The sequence below is a fragment of the Caulobacter sp. GW821-FHT09H08 genome (assembly GCF_059415885.1).
The window spans coordinates 40681-59953 of sequence record NZ_JBWKOC010000002.1; the positions used below are offsets into that span (position 1 = coordinate 40681).

15 protein-coding genes and 1 pseudogene are annotated in these 19273 nt (G+C 68.5%); 9 read left to right on the forward strand and 7 right to left on the reverse strand.

Annotated features, from left to right (window positions below):
- Positions 1-7: 7 nt before the first annotated feature.
- Entirely contained in the window at positions 8-1297 is a 1290-nt protein-coding gene (locus AC07NN_RS05545) for a DUF1501 domain-containing protein (RefSeq protein ID WP_494638296.1), read from the reverse strand.
- Positions 1294-2745: a DUF1800 domain-containing protein gene (locus tag AC07NN_RS05550; protein WP_494638298.1), complete on the reverse strand. Its 1452-nt coding sequence runs from the start codon at positions 2743-2745 to the stop codon at positions 1294-1296. Before AC07NN_RS05550 ends, AC07NN_RS05545 begins: the two co-directional genes overlap by 4 nt.
- A 55-nt stretch (positions 2746-2800) precedes the next feature.
- Here AC07NN_RS05550 and AC07NN_RS05555 point away from each other — a divergent pair, with 55 nt between their 5' ends.
- From AC07NN_RS05555 to AC07NN_RS05570, 4 genes and pseudogenes are all read left to right on the forward strand, one after another.
- Positions 2801-3523 (forward strand): ATP12 family chaperone protein, encoded by a 723-nt coding sequence (locus tag AC07NN_RS05555; protein ID WP_494638300.1) that lies wholly within the window; start codon positions 2801-2803, stop codon positions 3521-3523.
- On the forward strand, positions 3523-3849 hold the full coding sequence (locus AC07NN_RS05560; protein ID WP_494640017.1) for a YnfA family protein: 327 nt from the start codon (positions 3523-3525) through the stop codon (positions 3847-3849). Before AC07NN_RS05555 ends, AC07NN_RS05560 begins: the two co-directional genes overlap by 1 nt.
- Before the next feature lie 129 nt (positions 3850-3978).
- Positions 3979-5511 (forward strand): acyl-CoA carboxylase subunit beta, encoded by a 1533-nt coding sequence (locus AC07NN_RS05565; RefSeq protein ID WP_494638302.1) that lies wholly within the window; start codon positions 3979-3981, stop codon positions 5509-5511.
- A 360-nt stretch (positions 5512-5871) separates the two neighbouring features.
- Positions 5872-5966: pseudogene (locus AC07NN_RS05570) on the forward strand (hypothetical protein); the annotation flags it as partial.
- 397 nt (positions 5967-6363) lie between these two features.
- Here AC07NN_RS05570 and AC07NN_RS05575 read toward each other — a convergent pair.
- Positions 6364-6777 (reverse strand): DUF1761 domain-containing protein, encoded by a 414-nt coding sequence (locus tag AC07NN_RS05575; RefSeq protein ID WP_494638304.1) that lies wholly within the window; start codon positions 6775-6777, stop codon positions 6364-6366.
- A 169-nt stretch (positions 6778-6946) separates the two neighbouring features.
- Here AC07NN_RS05575 and metG point away from each other — a divergent pair, with 169 nt between their 5' ends.
- Positions 6947-8656, forward strand: a complete 1710-nt coding sequence (metG, locus tag AC07NN_RS05580; protein ID WP_494638306.1) for a methionine--tRNA ligase — start codon at positions 6947-6949, stop codon at positions 8654-8656.
- Position 8657: 1 nt separating this feature from the next.
- On the forward strand, positions 8658-9857 hold the full coding sequence (locus AC07NN_RS05585) for an MFS transporter (RefSeq protein ID WP_494638309.1): 1200 nt from the start codon (positions 8658-8660) through the stop codon (positions 9855-9857).
- A 128-nt stretch (positions 9858-9985) separates the two neighbouring features.
- Here the strand turns inward: AC07NN_RS05585 and cysN are convergent, their stop codons facing one another.
- On the reverse strand, positions 9986-11893 hold the full coding sequence (gene cysN, locus AC07NN_RS05590; protein ID WP_494638311.1) for a sulfate adenylyltransferase subunit CysN: 1908 nt from the start codon (positions 11891-11893) through the stop codon (positions 9986-9988).
- Positions 11893-12858 (reverse strand): sulfate adenylyltransferase subunit CysD, encoded by a 966-nt coding sequence (gene cysD, locus AC07NN_RS05595; protein WP_494638313.1) that lies wholly within the window; start codon positions 12856-12858, stop codon positions 11893-11895. The genes cysN and cysD overlap by 1 nt, the downstream gene beginning before the upstream one ends.
- A 232-nt stretch (positions 12859-13090) precedes the next feature.
- Between cysD and AC07NN_RS05600 the strand changes: the two genes are divergently transcribed.
- The 3 genes from AC07NN_RS05600 to AC07NN_RS05610 all read left to right on the forward strand — a co-directional run bounded on the left by AC07NN_RS05600 (position 13091) and on the right by AC07NN_RS05610 (position 16754).
- Positions 13091-13309, forward strand: a complete 219-nt coding sequence (locus AC07NN_RS05600; protein ID WP_494638315.1) for a hypothetical protein — start codon at positions 13091-13093, stop codon at positions 13307-13309.
- A gap of 170 nt (positions 13310-13479) precedes the next feature.
- Positions 13480-16185, forward strand: coding sequence for a polar localization protein TipN (locus AC07NN_RS05605; RefSeq protein WP_494638317.1), 2706 nt, complete (start codon positions 13480-13482; stop codon positions 16183-16185).
- A gap of 8 nt (positions 16186-16193) precedes the next feature.
- Positions 16194-16754, forward strand: a complete 561-nt coding sequence (locus AC07NN_RS05610; RefSeq protein WP_494638319.1) for a sugar transferase — start codon at positions 16194-16196, stop codon at positions 16752-16754.
- Positions 16755-16865: 111 nt separating this feature from the next.
- On the opposite strand, the gene AC07NN_RS05615 is transcribed toward AC07NN_RS05610, so the two are convergent.
- Positions 16866-18314: a mannitol dehydrogenase family protein gene (locus AC07NN_RS05615; protein WP_494638321.1), complete on the reverse strand. Its 1449-nt coding sequence runs from the start codon at positions 18312-18314 to the stop codon at positions 16866-16868.
- A gap of 67 nt (positions 18315-18381) precedes the next feature.
- Positions 18382-19257, reverse strand: coding sequence for an NmrA family NAD(P)-binding protein (locus AC07NN_RS05620; RefSeq protein ID WP_494638323.1), 876 nt, complete (start codon positions 19255-19257; stop codon positions 18382-18384).
- Between the last annotated feature and the right edge of the window lie 16 nt (positions 19258-19273).

Consider the following 19273-nt stretch of genomic DNA (forward strand, 5'->3'; position numbering starts at 1 on the left):
GGAGAGCCTAAACCAAGCCGACCACCGGCTTCGCCGCCGCGCTGTCCGGGAACACCTTGGTCTCCAGGATCTTGCGATCCACGCCCATGTGGTCGGCCAACACGCCCTTGAAGAGGCCGCGCATGTCGACGGTCGGGGCCGTGTCTCGGTTCTCGAACAGGGCTGACTGGGCCAGGCCCGGCCAATCGCCGACGATGCCGCCCTTCTTCAATGCGCCACCCAGCACGAGGCCGGTCGAGGCGGTGCCGTGGTCGGTGCCGCCGGTGCCGTTGACGCGGGCGGTGCGGCCGAACTCGGTGACCGCGATGACCACGGTGTTCTTCCACTCCGCGCCAAGACCCGTGTGCAGGCCGTCCAGCACCGCGTCCATGTAGGACAGGCGCGTGGCGATCTGGCCCGCCTGGTTGGCGTGGGTGTCGAAGCCGTCCAACGAAATGGCCGCGATCTGCGGGCCGCCGGCCTGGGTCATGAACCCGCCCAGGGTCGAGCCCAGCTTTCGTGCGGCCTCGGAGCCGGCGCGGTTCTGGCGGTCGTTGGCCGCCGTAGAAGAGATTGGGGTCGGCGACATGCTGGCCGGCTGCATCATGTTGGGCGTCGAGGCGGCCGCGACGTTCATCGCCGGCGTCGCGGCCATGGCGGTCATGGCCGTCTGGGCCATGGTCTCGGTCTCCAGGCCCCGCGCGAAGGCCGGACCCAGCATCGGATCGTTGCGATAGAGGTCCTGCAGCAGGGTCGGCAGGCGAGCGGTCTCGTCGACGCCCTTGCCCGGCGACCAGCTGGCCGCCTGGACCTTGCCGCGCAGGATCAGCGGAGCGGTGGTGCCGACCGACAGGCCCTCGACCTTGCGGACCGGGGCGAGGGCTTCCAGCGTGCGGTTCAGCCAGCCGGTCTCGGTCCCGTAGACATGGGCCGCGCCGGTTTCCAGCACGTCCTGGGCCTCGAAGTGCGAGCGGGCGCGGTCGGGGCTGGCGATGGCCGGCGCGATGCGGGCCTCGCCCTTCATCGCCAGCTTGTGGACCGTGTCCAGTTGCGGGTGCAGGGCGAAGGTCTCGTCCAGCTTCAGCACCTGGTCCGGCTTCATGGCGATCGAGCCGCGCAGGGCCGCGTAGTTGGCGTCGCCCACCGGCGGCGAGACGGACAGGCCGTCCATGCCGCCCCGGCAGATGACCACGACCATCTTCTTCTTCGACAGGTCGCCCTCGGACGCGGCGAAGGCCTGGGTCCCGAGAAAGTTGACGCTGATACCGAGGCTGGCGCCGAGGCCCAGCAGCGAGCGGCGGTTCATTTGAGCGGTCATCGGCGCAGGAACTCCGGGCTCATGACGAGAAGGGCGAAGGCTTCGCGGCGGGTCTCGGCCCGCGACACGGCCTTGGCGACGGCGGGCGTCAGGCGATCGCCCAGGGCCGAGGCGGCCAGGGCGTTGGGATCGGTGCGGTCGGCGACCACGGCGGCGAAGCCCTGGGCCCACTGCATCCGCTTGACCAGGCCATCGGGCGAGGCCCAGGTCTGGGCGTCCTCGGCCCAGCCCTTGGGGGAGGGGGCGGAGAAGGGCTTCTGGCCCAGGCCCGTCAGGATCGGCGCCAGGCGCTCGATGGCCGACGGCTGCGCCCCGATCAGGCGCCAGGTTGACAGCGTGTATTCGTAGGGCGTCTTGAACTTGGCCGGGGTCGGGTCCCAGGCCTCCGGGCTCTCGACCAGGGTCTTGGCGACGGCGGCCAGGTCGCCGCCGGTCTCCATCCAGCGCTTTTCCAGCCGCGCGGTCAGGGATGGCGGCGGGGTGTCCGAGACGAAGTGGCGAGCGATCTTGCCGCAGACATGCTTGGCCGTGCGCGGATCGGCGGCCAGGTCCTTCAGCACCGCCAGGCCCTGCTTGATGTCGGCCTGACCGTACGACCGGCCCATGATGGTCCGCGCGCCAGGCTCGTGGGCGGCGACGTGGAACACGAAGGCCCCGGACCGGTCCTCGCCCTCGCGTCCGAGTGAGAAGCCCGTGAGGGCGCGGGCGAATTCGGTGACGTCGGCCTGGGTGTAGCCGGCGTCGACGCCGACCGTGTGCAGCTCCAGGATTTCGCGGGCCAGGTTCTCGTTCAGGCCCGGCGCCTTGTTGTTGCGACGCCCCGCGAAGGCCGCCGCCCGGCTGTTGGGACCGATCGACTGGGCCTGGTCCAGATAGGTCAGCATCGCCGGATGGGTCGAGGAGGCGACCAGCAGGTTCTCGAAGCTGTTGAAGACGTAGGGCCGGATGGCCTCGCGCTCGAACGGACCGACCAGCACCGAGGTCAGCTGCTTGGTCGCCGAAACCGTGAAGTGGTTGGCCCAGAACAGCGCCCAGCGCTCGCGGAAGGCGGCCGGCGTGTTGGCCCCGAGGCGCGCGCGGGCCAGGAAGTCGGCGCCGACCTTCTCACGCAGCTGCCGCTGGGCGTCGATGAAGGTCCGGGCGTTGGCGGCGGTCTTGTCGCCTTCGCTTTCACCATCCTTCTTCTGGCGCTCCATGCGGCGCTGCTGCTGGTAGTCGCGCATCTGCTGGAAGCGGACCGGAGCGCTTTCGCCGCCGTCCTCCGGAATATCCGCGCCTTCGCGGCGGATCTGGGCGGTCAGGAAGCCCTGCGGATCGGCCTTGGCGGCCTCGATCTCGCCGGGGCGGGCTCCCAGGCCGAAACGGGTGACGGCGATGGCGGCCATCATGTCCTTGGACGGTAGGCTCAAGCGGCGCTCTCCCTTGCGCTGACACGCGATCTTGCTCATTCAACGCGGGAGTTTGGTCGTTCCGTCGCGAGCGGCCCGAAAAATGAGATCGCCCGTGTCCGACAAGTCCGAACTGCTGCTGAAACCCAAGCGCTTCTACAAGGTCGCCGCCGCCGCGCCCGTGGATGGCGGCTTCGCGATCCAGCTGGACGGCCGCACGCCCAAGTCGCCGGCCAGGAAGCCACTGGTCGCGCCGACCAAGGCCCTGGCCGACGCGATCGCCGCCGAGTGGGACGCTCAGGTCGAATATATCGACAACAGCCTGATGCCGGCCACGCGCCTGGCCTTCACCGCTATCGACCGCATCGCCGAGACCCGCGCCGAGGTGGCCCGGGAGGTCACCGCCTACGCCGCCTCCGACCACCTCTGCTATCGCGCGGAACACCCCACGCCCCTGGTCGAGCGCCAGGACCGCGAGTGGGGCGCGATCCTGGACTGGGCCAAGGCCGAGTTCGGCTTCGTCTTCACGCCGGTGGCCGGGATCATCCACCAGCCCCAGCCGCCGGCCACCCTGGCGGCGGTCGAGGCGCTGGCCCTGACCCTGGACGACTTCGCCCTGGCCGGCGTCGCTTTCGCCTCGGGCCTGTTCGGCTCGACGGTGCTGGCCCTGGCCGTGCGCGCCGGACGCCTGACCGGCCGCCGGGCGCTCGACCTGTCGCGCCTGGAGGAGGTGTTCCAGGCCGAGCAATGGGGGCAGGACGCCGAGGCCACGGCCCGCGCCGAGTTCCTGGCCGTGGAGGCCGAGATGATCGACCGCTGGTTCGCAGCGCTCCGTTGATCAAGGCCGTCAGCCTCTACGCCCTGGCGGCGCTGGCCGAGATCGGCGGCTGTTTTGCCTTCTGGGCCTGGCTACGCCTGGGCAAGACCCCGTGGTGGGCCGGGGCGGGGACCTTGTCGCTGATCGTTTTCGCCCTGCTGCTGACAAGGATCGACGCCAGCGTCGCCGGGCGCGCCTTCGCGGCCTATGGCGGCATCTACATCGTCGCCTCCATCGCCTGGATGCGCCTGGTCGAAGGCGCGCGGCCCGACCGCTGGGACCTGATCGGCGGTACGATCTGCCTGGTCGGCGCGGCGATCATCCTGCTCGGCCCACGGACGAACTGAGCCCGCGCGCCACAACCTATGCTGCGCTGCCGCAAGGTCCGCCTTGCCTAGCTGCCCTGGCCTCGCTACGGCTGAATTCATAAGGTGGATGAACCGCCAGAATAACGATCCGGGCAGGGGAGTACGCGCGTGCAGCACATTCTCGAGGAACTCGAACGTCGTCGCCAGCAGGCCAAGATCGGCGGTGGCGAGAAACGGGTCGCGGCCCAGCACGCCAAGGGCAAGCTGACCGCCCGCGAGCGCATCGACCTGCTGCTGGACGAGGGTTCGTTCGAAGAGTTCGACATGTTCGTCGAGCACCGCAGCGCCGACTTCGGCATGCAGGACCAGAAGATCCCCGGCGACGGCGTCGTCACCGGCTGGGGTACGATCAACGGCAAGGTCGTCTACGTCTTCTCCAAGGATTTCACCGTGTTCGGCGGCAGCCTGTCGGGCGCCCACGCGGCCAAGATCGTCAAGGTCCAGCGCCAGGCCATGAAGGTCGGCGCGCCGATCATCGGCCTGTTCGACGCCGGCGGCGCGCGCATCCAGGAAGGCGTCGACAGCCTGGCCGGCTATGCCGATATCTTCCTCGAAAACGTCATGGCTTCGGGCGTGGTGCCGCAGATCAGCGTGATCATGGGCCCGTGCGCCGGCGGCGACGTCTATTCGCCCGCCATGACCGACTTCATCTTCATGGTGAAGGACACGAGCTACATGTTCGTGACCGGCCCCGACGTCGTGAAGACCGTCACCAACGAGGTCGTCACCGCCGAGGAACTCGGCGGGGCCCGCGTCCACGCCGCCAAGTCGGGCGTCGCCGAGGGCGCGTTCGAGAACGACCTGGAAGCCATGACCCAGGTCCGCCGCCTGGTCGACTTCCTGCCCTCGTCCAACCGCGAGAGCGCCCCGGAACGCGAGAGCTTCGACGAGGCGCTGCGCGACGAGGCCAGCCTGGACACCCTGATCCCGGCCGACGCCACCAAGCCCTACGACATGAAGGAGCTGATCCTGAAGATCGTCGATGAGGCGGACTTCTTCGAGATCAGCAGCGAGTGGGCCAAGAACATCATCTGCGGCTTCGCCCGGATGGACGGCGAGAGCGTCGGCATCGTCGCCAACCAGCCCCAGGTGCTGGCCGGGGTGCTGGACATCGACAGCAGCCGCAAGGCCGCCCGCTTCGTGCGTTTCTGCGACGCCTTCAACATCCCGATCATCACCCTGGTGGACGTCCCGGGCTTCATGCCGGGGACCAAGCAGGAGTACGGCGGCCTGATCAAGCACGGCGCCAAGCTCTTGTTCGCCTATGCCGAGGCCACGGTGCCGAAGATCACGGTCATCACCCGCAAGGCCTATGGCGGCGCCTATGACGTGATGAGCTCCAAGCACCTGCGCGGCGACCTCAACTACGCCTGGCCGACCGCCGAGATCGCGGTGATGGGCGCCAAGGGCGCGGTGGAGATTATTTTCCGCCAAGAGGCGAAGGACCCCGAGGCCTTGGCCGCCCGCGAGGCCGAGTACAAGGAGCGCTTCGCCAACCCGTTCGTCGCCGCCTCGCGCGGCTATATCGACGACGTGATCATGCCGCACGGCACCCGCCGCCGGATCGTGCGGGGCTTGAAGAGCCTGAAGGGCAAGGAACTGTCCAACCCCTGGAAGAAGCACGACAACATCCCGCTGTAAGGATCCGCAGCGACGGGCGCGGGCGTTGAATCCCTCTCTCATAGAGAGAGGGAGGGGCCCGCGCCGTAGGCGTGGGAGGGTGAGAGGTTTCGCTGCTGGCCGTTCAGTCCACCACCCCAACAACCGTCATTCCCGCCCTTGTGGCGGGAACACCTTGTTCAGCTGACACGAGAGACGCAAGCGACGTGCTCAGCACGTCGCCCCAACTGCACCTGCGACCGACAGAGGGGTTCCCGCCACAAGGGCGGGAATGACGGTGGTTTATGGGGATTGGCGGGTGTCTATCCTCGGAGTTCAAGAGATATAACATAACGAAATCAATGACTTGTTGATTTCACACACCGCTGAATCATCCGCGCTCAAACCGCCCCCATACTCATAGCCATCCCCGTCGCGGGGGAGGGCGTTTGGATCCGGCCCAAAACGGCGGCGGGGCTAGGTTGAGCGGGGCCGCTGGCGGCTCCCGGAGGCTCGAAGGTCGTCGCATCCTCCATGAGGATCGGCAGGCGATCGGGCAGCGCCGGGATCAAGCCGACAGCGGAGCGACAGGGCGGTGATCGTACAAGCCGCCTATCGTGGATCGTCGGGCTGGAAACGGATGTAGCCGATCCAGTTGGTCCGCGCCCGTCCGGGGGCTAGTGGGGTCCCGAGCAGACAACGCTCACGCCTCCCGACCTCACGGGCAAGAACAGCCTGGCGGAGCGGTCTGCGAGCCGAAACACAACAAACCCTCACGGTCTCCGGGTTCGCCCGGCCGCTCCGTCGCCTCCCCACACATCTTCAGCGGCCAGCCGCGTGAAGCGGCGACGCCGTATCCAAACTCCTCCCCCGCGAGGGGGAGGCGCCGGAAATCTAAGCCGCCTTCGGCTTCAGCTTCAGCCCGCCCAGCAGCGCGCCGGCGATGGCGTAGGTCAGCAGCTGGTAGCCGCCATCGATCCACAGCAGCGTCAGGGCGCCGCCGGCATAGATGTAGTTCAGCGCCGCCACCGTGATCGCGAAGCAGACGCAGGCGATGAGCGCCACCTTCGCGCCGCCGACGAAGCCGGACGCGCCGAGGCGGCGGATCAGCCAGTCCAGGCCCAGCAGGATGACGACCATGTTCACGACGCCCAGGCCCATCTTCCATTCCTGGCCTGCGGCTTTCGCCTCGGTCATGCCGGTGGCTTTCATCCAGGCTTCGGCGAAGACATTGCCGTACCAGACGATGCCGATCACCTGACCGGCGACGAGGCCGGCCACGAGGCCCAGCCAGTTCACATTCTTCATTCGCGTTTCCCCCGAAACGTCCGGACCATGATCGTCCGGCTCAGCTTTCGGTAGGCTGCATCCAAGAACGTCGTTCGGTCAATCCGGTGAAGCTTTCGTTTCGGGCGCGAGCCTTCTATATGCGGACGCTCTCTAGCGTTCCCCGACTTCCCCGAAAGGCCGCGCCCGCATGGCTCGCATCCTGATCACCTCGGCTCTGCCGTACATCAACGGCATCAAGCACCTGGGCAATCTGGCGGGATCGATGCTGCCGGCGGACGTCTATGCGCGGTTCCAGCGGGCTCGGGGCAACGAGACGCTCTACATCTGCGCCACCGACGAACACGGCACCCCGGCCGAGCTGGCCGCCGCCGCCGCGGGCCAAGACGTGGCGACCTACTGCGCCGAGCAGCACATCCTGCAGCGTGACGTGGCCGCCGCGTTCGGCCTGTCGTGGGACTGGTTCGGCCGCTCGTCCTCGCCGCAGAACCAGAAGCTGACCCAGCACTTCGCCGAGGTGCTGGAGGCCAACGGCCTGATCGAGGAACGCGTCGACCAGATGGTCTATTCCATCGACGACAAGCGCTTCCTGCCTGACCGCTATATCGAGGGCACCTGCCCGCACTGCGGCTTCGAGAAGGCGCGCGGCGACCAGTGCGACAACTGCGGCAACCTGCTGGACCCGACCGACCTGAAGAATGCCTATTCGGTGATCTCCGGCTCGCGGAACCTGGAAGTGCGCGACACGCGACACCTCTACCTCCTTCAGACAAAAATGGCTGACCGCATTCGGGCCTGGGTCGACGGCCACGGCGACTGGCCGGCGCTGGCGCGGTCGATCGCCTACAAGCACCTGGACGAAGGCCTGATCGATCGGGGCATCACCCGCGACCTGGCTTGGGGCGTGCCGGTGGTCAAGGACGGCGGTCCGCGTCCGGGCATGGAAGGCAAGGTCTTCTACGTCTGGTTCGACGCCCCCATCGAATACATCGCCGCCACCCAGGAATGGGCCGACGCGGAGGAGGGCCGCGACTGGCAACGCTGGTGGCGCACCGACGCGGGCGCGCAGGACGTCCGCTATGTCGAATTCATGGGCAAGGACAACGTCGCGTTCCACACCGTCAGCTTCCCGGCGACCATCCTCGGCTCGGAAGAGCCGTGGAAGAGCGTCGACATGCTCAAGGCCTTCAACTGGCTGAACTGGTACGGCGGAAAGTTCTCGACCTCGTCCAAGCGCGGCGTGTTCATGGACGCGGCTCTGGAGATCCTGCCGCCCGATCTGTGGCGCTGGTACCTGACGGCCAACTCGCCGGAGAGCAGCGACACTGCCTTCACCTGGGAGCAGTTCGCCAGCGCCGTGAACCGCGACTTGGCCGACGTGCTGGGCAACTTCGTCAACCGCATCCTGAAGTTCAACGAGAGCAAGTTCGAGGGCGTCGTGCCCGAGGGCGGCGAACCGGGCCCGCTGGAAGAGAAGCTGTTCGCCGACGTCTCGGCGCGCCTGGCGGATCTGGCCGAACAGATGGACGCCATCGAGATCCGCAAGAGCGCCCAGGCGCTGCGGGCCCTGTGGGTGGTCGGCAACGAGTACCTGCAGGAAGCCGCGCCGTGGACCGCGATCAAGACCGATCGCGACCGCGCCGCCGTCATCGTCCGCACGGCGCTGAACCTGGTGGCCCTCTACGCCAAGCTCTCGGCCCCGTTCATCCCGTTTGCGGCCGAGAAGATCGGCGGAGCGTTCGACCTGGCGTTCCCGGCGCAATGGCCGTCGAACGACGCCAAGGCCGAGCTCTCCAAGCTGGCCGTCGGTACGGCGGTGACCGTGCCGGACGTCCTGTTCAAGAAGATCGAGGAAGACCAGATCGCCGAATGGACGGCCCGCTTCGGCGGCGCGGAGTAAGGTGCCGGATACGGCGTACAGGACCGACGGCAAGGGTCTTCCGACCCTCGTCCGCCTCTGCCTGTTCTACGCCGCGATCTATCTGAGCTCGGGCGTCAGCCTGCCGTACATCGGTACCTATCTGCGCTCGCGCGGCATGACCGGTGGCGAGATCGGCCTGATCCTGGCCGTGCCGCTGCTGCTGAAGCCCTTCACCGGCGCTTCGTTGGCCGTCTGGGCCGACGGCTTCACCCTGCGGCGCACGCCGATGGTGTTGCTGCTGGTCGGGGCGGGTCTGGGCTATGCGGGCCTCTTGGCCAGTTCGAACCTGCTTTGGCTGATCCTGGCCTGGTTCATCGGCCAGACCCTGCTGTCGACCGTCTCGCCGCTGATCGACGTCATCACCCTGCGCCGGGCGCGGACCGAGAGCTTCAACTACGGCATCCCGCGTGGCACGGGCTCTTCCGCCTTCATCGCCGCCAACCTGGCGATGGGTGCGATCCTGACCTTCGCCGCTCCGACCATCATCGCCATCTGGATCGCCGCCGCCTGCTTCATCGGCGCCCTGGCCGCCGCGATCTGGGTGCCGCCGGAGCGTGTCCACGCCGAGGGCGCGAAGCCGCCGCGCGCCGAGCGCTGGAAGGGCCTCTCCGAACTGCTGCGCAACCGCACCTTTGTGCTGGCGGTGGTCACGGCGGGCCTGATCCAGGGCGCGCACGCCTTCTACTACGGCTTCTCGGCCATCCTCTGGCGCAAGCAGGGCATCTCCGAGCCGATGATCGGGATCCTGTGGGGCGTCGGCGTCGCGGCCGAAGTCGGCTTCATGTGGTTCCTGGAGCCGTTGCGCCGCCGCTGGGGGCCGGAGCGGTTCCTGATCCTGGGGGCGAGCGCGGCGGTGATCCGTTGGTCCTGCTACGCCTTCGAACCGCCGCTGTGGGCGCTGTTCCCGCTGCAGGCCCTGCACGCCATGACCTTCGCGGCCTCGTTCCTGGCCTCGCTGCGCCTGATCGAGAAGCTGGCGCCGGCCGCCAGCGCTTCGCCGGCCCAGGCAATCAATTCTGCCCTGTCGTCGGGCTTCACCCTGGGCATCGCGACCCTGGCCTCGGGACCACTGTTCGACGCCCTGGGCGCGAAGGGCTACCTCGCCGTCGCCTTCATGGCCCTGCTGGGCCTGGGCGGCGCGATCCTGCTTAGTCGGAACGCACGGCCTCAACAAACTTAGGATCCCAAAACACCGCTCATCCCCGCGAAAGCGGAGACCCAAGCGGGCTCTCGGGAGGTGGCGCGGCCGTGGATAATCCGCTGACTCGGCTTGGGTCCCCGCTTTCGCGGGGATGAGCGGAGAGGGGGTTAGATCGTGTAGTCGATCTCCTGGCCTTCCAGCCAGGCGACGATCTGCTCGGCCGCTTCCACCGGATCGATCGAGGTCGTGTCGATCCGCAGTTCGGGCTTCTCCGGGGCCTCATAGGGGCTGTCGACGCCGGTGAAGTTCTTCAACTGGCCCGAGCGGGCCTTCTTGTAGAGGCCCTTCACGTCGCGGGCCTCGGCCACGGCCAGGGGCGTGTCGACGAAGACCTCGATGAACTCGCCGGGCTCCAGGATGTCGCGCGCCAGCTGGCGTTCGGCCTGGAACGGCGAGATGAAGGCGGTCAGCACGATCAGGCCGGCGTCGACCATCAGCTTGGCGACCTCGGCCACCCGGCGGATGTTCTCGACGCGGTCCTCCTCGGTGAAGCCGAGGTCCTTGTTGAGGCCGTGACGGACGTTGTCGCCGTCCAGCAGATAGGTGTGACGGCCAAGCGCGTGCAGGCGCTTCTCGACCAGGTTGGCGATGGTCGACTTGCCCGCGCCCGACAGGCCTGTCAGCCAGACGACCTGGCCTCGCTGGCTCTTCAGCGCTGACCGCGAGGCCTTGCTGACGTCGGTGTGCTGCCAGTGGATGTTGTCGGCCCGGCGCAGGGCGAAGTTGATCATCCCGGCGCCGACGGTGCGGTTGCTGAGGCGATCGACCAGGATGAAGCCGCCCATCTGGCGATTGTCGGCATAGGCCTCGAACGGGATGGCCTGGTCGAGCGAGAGGTTGCAGACCCCGATCTCGTTCAACTCCAAGCGCTTGGCCGCCGTCTTCTCCAGCGTGTTGACGTTCACGCGGTGCTTGATGTCGGTGACGCTGGCGCTGACCGTGCGGGCGCCCAGCTTCAAGAGATAGGTGCGGCCCGGGGGCAGGGGCTCGTCGTCCATCCAGACGAGCGTGGCCTCGAACTGGTTGGCGACCGGGGCCGGGGCCTCGGCGGTGGCGATGACGTCGCCGCGCGAGATGTCGATCTCGTCTTCCAGGGTCAGGGTCACCGACTGGCCGGCGACGGCCTGGTCGAGATCGCCCGGCAGGGTGACGATGCGGGCCACGCGGCTTTCGCGGCCCGAGGGCAGGGCGCGGATGCGGTCGCCCGGCTTGATCGAGCCCGAGGCGATCAGGCCCGAGAAACCCCGGAAGTCGAGGTTCGGACGGTTGACCCACTGCACCGGCATGCGGAACGGCTTGGCCTGCAGGTCGTCCTCGACCTCGACGCCTTCCAGCCAGTCCATCAGGATCGGCCCCTTGAACCACGGCGTATGCTCGCTGCGGCTGGCCATGTTGTCGCCGCCCAGGCCCGAGATCGGGATGGGCGTGAACACCGTCAGGCCGATCTGCTCGGCGAAGGCGCGGTAGTCGGCGACGATCCGGTCGAACACGGCCGGGTCCCAGCCGACCAGGTCCATCTTGTTAACCGCCAGCACCACATTGCGGATGCCGAGCAAGGACACGAGATAGCTGTGGCGGCGCGTCTGGGTCAGCACGCCCTTGCGCGCGTCGATCAGGATCACGGCCGCGTCGGCGGTCGAGGCGCCGGTGACCATGTTGCGGGTGTACTGCTCGTGGCCGGGAGTGTCGGCGACGATGAACTTGCGCTTCTCGGTCGAGAAGAAGCGATAGGCGACGTCGATAGTGATGCCTTGCTCGCGCTCGGCGGCCAGGCCGTCGACCAGCAGGGCGAAGTCGATCGCGCCGCCCTGCGTGCCGACCTTCTTGGAGTCGGCCTCGAGGGCCGCCATCTGGTCCTCGAAGATCATCTTGCTGTCGTACAGCAGGCGACCGATCAGGGTGGACTTGCCGTCATCGACGCTGCCGCAGGTGATGAAGCGCAGCAGCGACTTGTGCTGGTGCTGGTGCAGGTAGGCGCCGATGTCCTCGGCGATCAGGGCGGACTGGTGCGCCATCAGAAATAGCCCTCCTGCTTCTTCTTCTCCATCGAGGCAGACTGGTCGTGGTCGATGACCCGGCCCTGACGCTCCGACGTCGTGGTCAGCAGCATTTCCTGGATAACCTGGGGGAGGGTGGAGGCGGTGCTCTCGACGGCGCCCGTCAGCGGGTAGCAGCCCAGGGTACGGAAGCGGACGCTCTTCATCTGCGGGACTTCGCCGTCACGCAGGCGGAAGCGATCGTCGTCGACCATGATCAGCGCGCCGTCGCGCTCGACCACCGGCCGCTCGGCCGCGAAGTACAACGGCACGATCGGGATGTTCTCCAGGTGGATGTACTGCCAGACGTCCAGCTCGGTCCAATTGGAGATCGGGAAGACGCGCAGGCTTTCGCCCGGGTGCTTGCGGGTATTGTAGAGATTCCAAAGCTCGGGGCGCTGGTTCTTCGGGTCCCAGCGATGCTCGGACGAGCGGAACGAGAAGACCCGCTCCTTGGCCCGGCTCTTCTCCTCGTCGCGGCGGGCGCCGCCGAAGGCCGCGTCGAAACCGTACTTGGAGAGAGCCTGCTTCAGGCCTTCGGTCTTCCAGAGATCGGTGTGCAGGGCGCTGCCGTGATCGAACGGATTGACGCCACGCGCCTCGGCGTCGGGGTTCTTGTAGACGATCAGGTCGAAGCCCAGCTCGGACGCGACCTTGTCGCGCAGGGCGTACATGTCCCGGAACTTCCAGGTCGTGTCGACGTGCAGCAGCGGGAAGGGCGGCTTGCTGGGATAGAACGCCTTGGCGGCCAGGTGCAGCATCACCGCGCTGTCCTTGCCGATCGAATACAGCATGACCGGCCGTTCGCACTCGGCCGCCACCTCGCGCAGGATGTGGATGCTCTCGGCCTCCAGGCGCTGGAGGTGCGTCAGGCGCGCCGGCGATATTTCGGTCATCAGCGAGTCCGGCGGGTACGCGGCGGGTGCGAATTGGGTAAGGGCCAAGGCGAGGGTCCGCAAAGGAAAAATGTCCGGGCCCGTCCCGTCGAAACAGGCCGCGCCGGTGCAGGCTGGGACCTAGGCCCGGCCGTCTTCCGGGACAACCGCCGGAATTCTGGGGGCGCTGTCAGTTGACGTGGCGCCACGGTCCGCAAGCTTTGGCGTTCATGACCAAAAGTTCACTCGCCCGTCGCGCGTGAGTCTCGCATAACGGCGCTATCGGTTTCGAAGGTGGGCCATGGGCGTCCTGACCGAAATGCTGGCTGTGGCGGTCCTCTGGCTGTCCTCGTTCGCGCTGTGTCAATTCGGCGTGACGGTGGATCACCACGTCTGCCCGCACGCCAAGTCCCAGGCCCCGGCCAAGATCGTCGCTCGCTCGCCGCGCGCCGCCAAGGCGATGCCCGTCGCCGTCATCGCGCCCGCCAAGTCCGCCAAGGCGACCCCGCGCGAGGCCTAGGCCTGCGTCTTCCAGCCGCGCTTTGACGCCGCAACCCCTGTCGGCGCAACCAAAGTCCCTTTGCGCCAAGGCTTTTCGCCGTTAGGTTCATGTGACACGCGAAGGAGGGGTCCGGCGCGCGAAGGTTGTCTCTGCGCCCCCTCTCCGACGCCCTGGGACCTTGGCTGTGTATGAAGCCTAAGAAGCGACAACCGCTCGATTTTTCCGCGACGCCGACGGACACCCCTCCCGAGGAAGCCAAGACCACGCCCGAGCTCACGCCAGAGTTGCCGGAGGCGACGTCGTTCGTCGAGCCGGAAGCCGAGATTCCCACCGCCGAGCCGCTGACGCTGGACGAGCTGGCCAATGAGGTGTCGAGCGAGGACCTTTCCCTGCCGCCCCCCATGACGGTGCGCTCGCGCCGTCGCCGTGGGGGCGAGCCTGAACCGGCGATCAGTTTCGCCGAACCGGACCTGAAGCCGGCGACCTCGCTGGCCATGGGCGTTCAGTCGTCCGCGCCGGTCGTCGAGTCCGAGCGCGCCGCGCCGGCCAAGACCGAGGCGCGTGAAGCCCCCTTGAACCTGCGCGGTCCCGTGTCGGACGCGCCGGTTTCGCTGAAGACCGAGGACGCGCCTCGCCGTATGTCGGGCGTGCTGTTCTGGACCCTGGCCGTCGCCATAGCCGCGCTCTGGGCCCTGGCGCCGCTCGCCTTCGCGCTGGGCTATGCGCGCGGCGTGCCGGCTTTCAAGGTCGAGGGCTTTGCGCTGATGGTGTTCGCGGGCCTGGCCATCGGGCCGGCGCTGATGACCCTGCTGGGCGCCTATCTGCTGCGCCAGGCGACGGCCGTCGCCGACGAGCTGCGCCGCAACCGCACCATGACCGACCGCCTGGTCACACCCGCCGCCCTGGCCGCCGCCGGCGCGTCGAGCGCGGTCGACGCCATGCGCGAAGGCGTGGAGGGCGCCGCCGCCGCTGCCGAGCGGGCCCGCGAGCATATCATCTCGCTGCGCCAGGCCCTGGCCGACGAGACCGCGCGCCTGGCCGAGGCCGCCGCCGAATCTGCGAGGATGGCCAATCAGCTGGCTCAAGGCCTGGGCCACGAGCGCACGGCGATGGAGACTCTGTCGCAGTCGCTGGACGCCCGCTCGACCGCGGTGGTCGACGCCATCGGCAGTCAGGCCCGCATGGTGGCCGAGGCCTCCGACCTGGCCGAGACCCAGCTCCGCGAAGCCGAAGCGGCTCTCGCGGCCCGCGCCGCCGACCTGGCCGCCGCCGCCGCCGAGGCCTCGGACGCCGCTCGCGTCGGGGCAGAGGACCTGTCGCGCCAGATTGCCCGCCTGGAAACCGCCGGCGTCGGGGTCGGCGACCAGGTCGCTTCCGTCGAGAAGACCCTGGCCGCCCAGCGCGCCGCCCTGGTCGAGATCAGCCAGGCCCTGCGGTCCGAGCAGGAGGACTTCGCCTCCGAGGCCGAGACCCGCACCGCTCAGCTCACCGAGTTCGTGGCCTATACCCGCGTCGGCGCCACCGAGCTGTCGGACACCGCCTCCATGGGGGCGGAGATCCTGCGCGGCCTGATCAGCGCCGCCGCCGACCAGTTCCGCGAGATGGGCGACAACGCCACGGTCCAGCGCGAGGCGTTCGCCGACAACGCCAAGAAGACGCTGGAGACCATCGGCGACGCCGCCGAGCAGCAACGCACGCTGCTGGAGGAAGAACTGAAGGCCGCCATGGAAGCCATGGCCGAGGCGGCGCTGAAGGCCGCCGAGAGCGTCGAGGCCCGCGTCGAGGCCGCCCGCAGCCGCGTGGACCAGCTGAACGAGATCGCCTTCGCCGCCGGCCAGAAGGCCGATGCGGTCTTCGAATCCCGCATGGAAGAGGCGCGCGACATCATCGAGCACTCGGCCCAGATGGTTGAACAGGCCGGCGCCCGCACCACCCAGAAGCTGTCGGACTCGCTGCAGGCCGCGCGCGGCACGCTGGACGAGATGGAGACCATGCTGGCCGAGATCAGCCGGCGCACCGCCGACCTGCCGGCCGAAGCGCTGCAGAAGGCCGGCGAGGTCCGCATCTCGATCGAGCAGGGCGTCGAGCACCTGATGAACGCCGTCCGTCGCACCGCCGAGGAGACGGCCGCGATCGACCAGGCCTTCCAGGAGCGCGTCCGTCGCAACTACGAGATGCTCAGCGAGGCGGCCGGCGCCGTCACCGCCTCGAGCGCTTCGACCGTGGCCGCCCGCGCGGCCAGCCCGGTCGCGCCCCCTGTGGTCCGCAACCGCTCGTCTGCTCCGCCGCCTCCGCCGGTGGCCCCGCCGCCGCAGGCCCTGCCGATGGCGGAGTTCGACGACGAGGACGAACCGCCGACCGATCGCCGCCGTCTACGCCTGACGCCCACGGCCACGGACGAGGAGTTCCGCTCGGTGTTCGAGCAGGCCTCGTCGCGCAAGCAGCAACCGCAGGCTCCCGCGTCCGAGTCGGACGGCGACGGCGGCTGGAGCTGGCGCAACCTTCTGGCCGGCATCGAGAACAGCTCGCCTGGCGACACCGCGCTCGGCGAGAAGCTGGCGTCCGAGATCGTGGCCATGGGCATCGATCCTCACGCCCTGCTGCCGCGCGGCCGCATCGACGAGATCGCCGCCGCCTTGCAGACGGGTGACGACGTCGGCGCGCGCGAAGTGGTCAAGCGCCTGGCGCCCGCCGCCATCCGCCGCCTGGTCCGCCGCCTGTTCTCCGACGCCACGTTGAAGGGTAACACCGAGCGCTTCCTGAAGCGCTACGCTGGCATGATCGATGAAGCTGCCGGCCAGGACCGCGAGGGCTTCCTGCTGGCGGCGCTGCTGTCGTCGGACGCGGGGCGGGCCTATCTGCTGCTCGACGCGGCCAGCGGCGACCTGCGCTGAGCGCCTAGGTGAAGCGGGCTTTCGACTTCCTGGCGGCCGCGGCCGGCCTCTTCGTGCTGGCCGTTCCGCTGGGCGTGCTGTGGCTGCTGGTGCGCCTGACCTCGCCGGGGCCGGGCCTCTACTGGTCGCAGCGGGTGGGCAAGGGCTCGGCGCTGTTTCCGATGCCCAAGTTCCGCACCATGCGGATCGACACGCCCGAGGTCGCCACGCATCTGCTGGAAGACCCGGATCAGTGGCTGACGCCCGCCGGACCCTTGATGCGCAAGCTCAGCCTCGACGAACTGCCACAGCTGTGGAGCGTGCTGGTCGGCCATATGAGCCTGGTCGGTCCGCGTCCGGCGCTGTTCAATCAGGACGACCTGATCGCCGCGCGCCGGGAAGCCGGCGTCGATGCGCTGCGCCCCGGCCTGACCGGCTGGGCGCAGATCAACGGCCGCGACGAGCTGGCCGTCGCGGACAAGGTGGCGCTGGACGCGGAATATCTGCGCCGACGCTCGTTCCTGTTCGACCTGGGGATCATGGTCAGCACCGTGCCTCGGGTGCTGACGGCGCGTGGAGTCACGCGGTAGGCGCCGTGGGCTCATCCTCGCCCTTCGACAGGCTGAGGGTGAGGACTATTTTCGACGCCCTATCAGTAGAAACCTCACCCTGCGCTTGTCGAAGGGCGAGGTTTCGGTTCGCTAGCCGAGTTCGACGTAGGCCTTCTCGATCGCTTCCACGAAGGTCGCGTTGCCGGTCAGAGTCGCCGGGAACACGCTGTCCAGCGCCAGGAAGGCCGCGACGTCGGTCTTGGCGTCGCCCGTGACGCCCACGCCGATCTCGGTCAGCTTGTCGTGCAGCGGATCGGTGATGGCCTCGCCGGTCTTGGCGCGCAGGGCGATGAAGCGCATCCAGGCCGCCAGCGGGATCGCCAAGCGCTCGATCGAACGACCGGCTGCCAGCGTTTCGGTGAGCGTGCTCAGCACCCGGAAGGGCAGTTTCTGCGAACCGTCCCAGGCGATCTGCGCCAGGAAGTGACGGATTTCCGGGTTGCGGAAGCGGGCCAGGATCGCTTCGGCGTACTCAGCCAGGTCCAGGCCGCGCGGCGCGGTGAGGGTCGGGATGATGTCCTTGGCCATCAGGTCGCGGGCCAGGGCTTCCAGCACCGGATCGCTGACCGCCTCGAACACCGTCTCATGGCCGCGCAGGATGCCGGCATAGGCCAGGGTGGAGTGCACCCCGTTCAGCAGGCGCAGCTTGGCGCGCTCGAAGCCGCGTACGTCGTCGGTCAGGATGACGCCGACGCTGGCCAGGTCCGGGGCATCGGCGGGCAGCACGTCCTCGACCACCCACTGGGTGAAGGCCTCGCGCTGGATCGGCCAGGCGTCCTCCAGGCCGGTGGCGGTCTGGACACGGGCGCGCAGGGCGTCGTCGGTGGCCGGCGTGATGCTGTCGACCATGGTGCGCGGGAAGCTGCCGTTGGCCTCGATCCACGCGGCGAGCTCGGCGTCGACCTTGCTGGCGAAGGCGACGACCGCCGCCTTCAGGCGCCAGCCGTTGTCGGCGAGGTTGTCGCAAGCCACGACGGCATAGGGCGCGTGGCCGGCCATGAAGCGGCGGCGCAGGCCCTCGACGATGTAGCCGACGGCGCTCTTGGGCTCGCGCGGGTTGGCCAGGTCGTGGACGATGTCGGGGTGGCTCTCGTCCAGGCCGCCCTCGGCTGACAGGGTGTAGCCCTTCTCGGTGACGGTCAGGGTGACGATGCGGGTGGTCGGGGCGGCGAGGCGGGCGAAGACCGACGGCGGGTCCTCGGGCGCGACCAGGACTTCCTGGATCGAACCGACGACGCGGAAGGTGGTTTCGGCGTCCAGCTGGGCCAGGGTGTAGAGGCCGTCCTGCGGCTCCAGGGCGTCGCGGACGCCCGGGCTCTTCAGGGAGACGGCGCAGATGCCCCAGCGGGGGTCATTGGCCAGCAACTGGTCGAAATAGAAGGCTTGGTGGGCGCGGTGGAAGGCGCCGGGGCCGAAGTGAACGACGCCGACCTGGACCTTGTCGCGGTCATAGGTCGGCAGGGCGGTGCCGGGCACGGCCCCCGGAAAGCTGGTCGCGCTCAGACGCAGGGCGGGGGAGGTCGCGGAGGAAGCCGTCAAGGGAGCACGCCTGGTTTCGTTCGGATCCAAGCGGGGAAACTCCACCGGAGATTCCCCGCGCGGAACCCTACATGACCTGCGCGGACACCGGTGGCAACTGGATTGGCCTGACCTCTTCGTTTCGTCCCCAGACGCCCGTCGCGACGGTGCGGGCGACATAGGCTTCGAAGCTTCCCGGCGCGCGGCCGAGGGCTCGCTCCACCCCATGCGCGACGGGCGTGTTGCGGCCATCCAGCACGGTGGTGAAGAGGTAGACGATCAACTGCACCAGATCGGGCGGCAGCACTTCCAGCAGGCCTTGGCGGTAGGCCTCAAGCGGCACGGTGATCAGGGTGATCTCGCGGCCGGTGACGCTGCCGATCACGTCGACAGCGTCGCCGAAGGTGAGGGCGCGCGGGCCGGTGACTTCGTAGAGCTTGCGGCTGTGGCGCGGATCGACCAGGGCCTGGGCCGCGATGTCGGCGATGTCCTCGACATCGACGAAGGGCTCGGGCGCGAGACCTTCGGGCAGGACCAGCGTGCCGTTCAGGACGGCGTCGAGGAAAAAGCTTTCGCTGAAGTTTTGGTGGAACCAGCTGGCGCGGACGATGGTCCAGTCCAGGCGGGTGGCTTGCAAAGCCTCTTCGGCCTCGATGGCCTCGGGCTCGCCGCGACCTGACAACAGCACGACCTTTCGCACGCCGTGATTGGCGGCCTCGGCGAAGAAGCGCTTCACGACGGGCAGGGCGCCGGGCGCGGCGAGGTCGGGCTGGTAGGTCACGTAAACCGCCTCCACGCCCGTCAGGACGGCCGGCCAGCCGGCGGGGTCTTCCCAGTCGAAAGCAGGGCTGGCCTGCCGCGAACCGGCGCGGACGGTGTGACCCATGTCCCAAAGGCGTTGGCTGACGCGCGCGCCGGTCTTGCCGGTGGCGCCGAGGACGAGGATTGGAGCGGTGGTTGCCATGGTCGTCTTTCCCAAT

Excerpts from the sequence above, each read along its gene's own strand:
- AC07NN_RS05545 (WP_494638296.1), bottom strand. The coding sequence starts at position 1,297 with ATGACCGCTCAAATGAACCGCCGCTCGCTGCTGGGCCTCGGCGCCAGC.
- AC07NN_RS05550 (WP_494638298.1), bottom strand. The coding sequence starts at position 2,745 with ATGAGCAAGATCGCGTGTCAGCGCAAGGGAGAGCGCCGCTTGAGCCTA.
- AC07NN_RS05575 (WP_494638304.1), bottom strand. The coding sequence starts at position 6,777 with ATGAAGAATGTGAACTGGCTGGGCCTCGTGGCCGGCCTCGTCGCCGGT.
- metG (WP_494638306.1), top strand. The coding sequence starts at position 6,947 with ATGGCTCGCATCCTGATCACCTCGGCTCTGCCGTACATCAACGGCATC.
- cysN (WP_494638311.1), bottom strand. The coding sequence starts at position 11,893 with ATGGCGCACCAGTCCGCCCTGATCGCCGAGGACATCGGCGCCTACCTG.
- AC07NN_RS05600 (WP_494638315.1), top strand. The coding sequence starts at position 13,091 with ATGGGCGTCCTGACCGAAATGCTGGCTGTGGCGGTCCTCTGGCTGTCC.
- AC07NN_RS05605 (WP_494638317.1), top strand. The coding sequence starts at position 13,480 with ATGAAGCCTAAGAAGCGACAACCGCTCGATTTTTCCGCGACGCCGACG.
- AC07NN_RS05620 (WP_494638323.1), bottom strand. The coding sequence starts at position 19,257 with ATGGCAACCACCGCTCCAATCCTCGTCCTCGGCGCCACCGGCAAGACC.